2 rRNA genes are annotated in these 2,794 nt (G+C 50.3%); both read left to right on the forward strand.

Annotated features, from left to right (window positions below):
• Positions 1-2,629 (forward strand): 23S ribosomal RNA (locus ACOV1R_RS15915); the annotation flags it as partial.
• A 71-nt stretch (positions 2,630-2,700) separates the two neighbouring features.
• Positions 2,701-2,794 (forward strand): 5S ribosomal RNA (rrf, locus tag ACOV1R_RS15920); the annotation flags it as partial.

Here is a 2,794-nt window from a genome sequence, read left to right on the forward strand (position 1 = left end):
TGGGGTTGTAGGACTGAACATTTGAGTTACCAAAGAACTTGATAGTCGAAGGATTTGGGAAAATCCGCCATAGATGGTGATAGCCCAGTAGATTAAATCAAATTCTCTCAGTTCAGGATCCTGAGTACGGCGGAACACGTGAAATTCCGTCGGAATCCGGGAGGACCATCTCCCAAGGCTAAATACTACCTAGTGACCGATAGTGAACCAGTACCGTGAGGGAAAGGTGAAAAGCACCCCGGGAGGGGAGTGAAATAGTTCCTGAAACCATGTGCCTACAATAAGTCAGAGCGCGTTAATGCGTGATGGCGTGCCTTTTGTAGAATGAACCGGCGAGTTATGATCCCGTGCAAGGTTAAGACTAAAAAGTCGGAGCCGTAGCGAAAGCGAGTCTGAAATGGGCGTTTTGAGTACGAGGTTATAGACCCGAAACCAGGTGACCTATCCATGTCCAGGTTGAAGGTGCGGTAAAACGCACTGGAGGACCGAACCCGTGTAAGTTGAAAATTGCTGGGATGAGGTGTGGATAGCGGTGAAATTCCAAACGAACTTGGAGATAGCTGGTTCTCTCCGAAATAGCTTTAGGGCTAGCCTCGGAATTAGGATCATGGAGGTAGAGCACTATTTGGACTAGGGGCCCGTCTTGGGTTACTGAATTCAGATAAACTCCGAATGCCATTGATTCATATCCGGGAGTCAGACGATGAGTGATAAGATCCACCGTCGAAAGGGGAACAGCCCAGACCATCAGTTAAGGTCCCTAAATGTATGCTAAGTGGAAAAGGATGTGGAGTTGCATAGACAACTAGGATGTTGGCTCAGAAGCAGCCACCATTTAAAGAGTGCGTAATAGCTCACTAGTCGAGTGATCCTGCGCCGAAAATGTACCGGGGCTAAGCATACTACCGAAACCATGGATGCGACCATTAGGTCGCGTGATAGGAGAGCGTTCTAAGGGCGGTGAAGCAAGATCGTGAGGACTTGTGGAGCGCTTAGAAGTGAGAATGCCGGTATGAGTAGCGAAAGATAGGTGAGAATCCTATCCACCGAATGACTAAGGTTTCCTGGGGAAGGCTCGTCCTCCCAGGGTTAGTCGGGACCTAAGTCGAGGCCGAGAGGCGTAGACGATGGATAACAGGTTGAGATTCCTGTACTAGTTAAGTGCGTTTGAGCAATGGAGGGACGCAGGAGGCTAAGATGTGCATTCTGTTGGATTAGAATGTCCAAGCAGTAAGTCTGGTGAAGAGTCAAATGCTTTTCACTTTAAGGACAAGCTGTGATGGGGAGCGAAATTTAGTAGCGAAGCGTCTGATGTCACACTGCCGAGAAAAGCTTCTAGTGAGTACTTAACTACCCGTACCGCAAACCGACACAGGTAGTCGAGGAGAGAATCCTAAGGTGAGCGAGTGAACTCTCGTTAAGGAACTCGGCAAAATGACCCCGTAACTTCGGGAGAAGGGGTGCTGATCGCAAGATCAGCCGCAGTGAATAGGCCCAGGCGACTGTTTATCAAAAACACAGGTCTCTGCAAAATCGTAAGATGACGTATAGGGGCTGACGCCTGCCCGGTGCTGGAAGGTTAAAAGGATGGGTTAGCTTCGGCGAAGCTCAGAATTGAAGCCCCAGTAAACGGCGGCCGTAACTATAACGGTCCTAAGGTAGCGAAATTCCTTGTCGGGTAAGTTCCGACCCGCACGAAAGGCGTAACGATCTGGGCACTGTCTCAACGAGAGACTCGGTGAAATTATATTGTCCGTGAAGATGCGGACTACCCGCGACAGGACGGAAAGACCCCATGGAGCTTTACTGTAGCTTGATATTGAGTGTTTGTACAGCTTGTACAGGATAGGTAGGAGCCATAGAAACCGGAACGCTAGTTTCGGTGGAGGCGTTGGTGGGATACTACCCTCGCTGTATGACCACTCTAACCCGCACCACTAATCGTGGTGGGAGACAGTGTCAGGTGGGCAGTTTGACTGGGGCGGTCGCCTCCTAAAAAGTAACGGAGGCGCCCAAAGGTTCCCTCAGAATGGTTGGAAATCATTCGCAGAGTGTAAAGGCACAAGGGAGCTTGACTGCGAGACAGACAGGTCGAGCAGGGACGAAAGTCGGGCTTAGTGATCCGGTGGTACCGTATGGAAGGGCCATCGCTCAACGGATAAAAGCTACCCTGGGGATAACAGGCTTATCTCCCCCAAGAGTCCACATCGACGGGGAGGTTTGGCACCTCGATGTCGGCTCATCGCATCCTGGGGCTGTAGTCGGTCCCAAGGGTTGGGCTGTTCGCCCATTAAAGCGGTACGCGAGCTGGGTTCAGAACGTCGTGAGACAGTTCGGTCCCTATCCGTCGCGGGCGTAGGAAATTTGAGAGGACCTGTCCTTAGTACGAGAGGACCGGGATGGACATACCTCTGGTGTACCAGTTGTGCCGCCAGGCGCATCGCTGGGTAGCTACGTATGGATGTGATAAACGCTGAAAGCATCTAAGTGTGAAACACACCTCGAGATGAGATTTCCCATTCCTTTATGGAAGTAAGACCCCTGAAAGATGATCAGGTAGATAGGTTAGAAGTGGCAGTGCGGTGACGCATGAAGCGGACTAATACTAATCGGTCGAGGACTTAACCAAGTAATTGGTGTTCCGGTTCATATGAAGATATTTGATATTAGCTAGTTTTGAGAGCACAAGTTTCTCAATAGTGTGGTGACGATGGCGAGAAGGATACACCTGTTCCCATGTCGAACACAGAAGTTAAGCTTCTTAGCGCCGAGAGTAGTTGGGGGATCGCTCCCT

The sequence above is a fragment of the Lactiplantibacillus sp. YT640 genome (assembly GCF_049745435.1).
Taxonomy (GTDB): domain Bacteria; phylum Bacillota; class Bacilli; order Lactobacillales; family Lactobacillaceae; genus Lactiplantibacillus; species Lactiplantibacillus plantarum.